This is a genomic window from Pseudomonas sp. HY7a-MNA-CIBAN-0227, from assembly GCF_040310325.1.
Lineage (GTDB): Bacteria > Pseudomonadota > Gammaproteobacteria > Pseudomonadales > Pseudomonadaceae > Aquipseudomonas.
On the sequence record NZ_JBEOPT010000277.1, the window covers coordinates 1 to 249 of the forward strand.

1 protein-coding gene is annotated in these 249 nt (G+C 47.4%); it reads left to right on the forward strand.

Annotated elements, in window-relative coordinates; genetic code table 11:
* Positions 1-249, forward strand: a 249-nt coding sequence (locus tag AAEZ06_RS27905; RefSeq protein WP_350617409.1) for a CBS domain-containing protein, incomplete at both ends; no start/stop codon positions are given.

Consider the following 249-nt stretch of genomic DNA (forward strand, 5'->3'; position numbering starts at 1 on the left):
TGCATACTAAGTCAGAAGATTTGCCACTTATCAATCAACAAGCCCCATTGCAAGAGGCGCTTTTTACCATGTCTGATGGGCGTTTAGGTATGACAGTGGTCATTGATGATAATGACAGAGTTGTCGGCGTATTTACAGACGGTGACTTACGCCGTGGCTTAGAAAAAGGCATTGATCTACAAACCCCGATGCGCGATGTGATGGTACACGACCCACGTCGCATCAGTAAAAGCATGCGCGCATCAGACG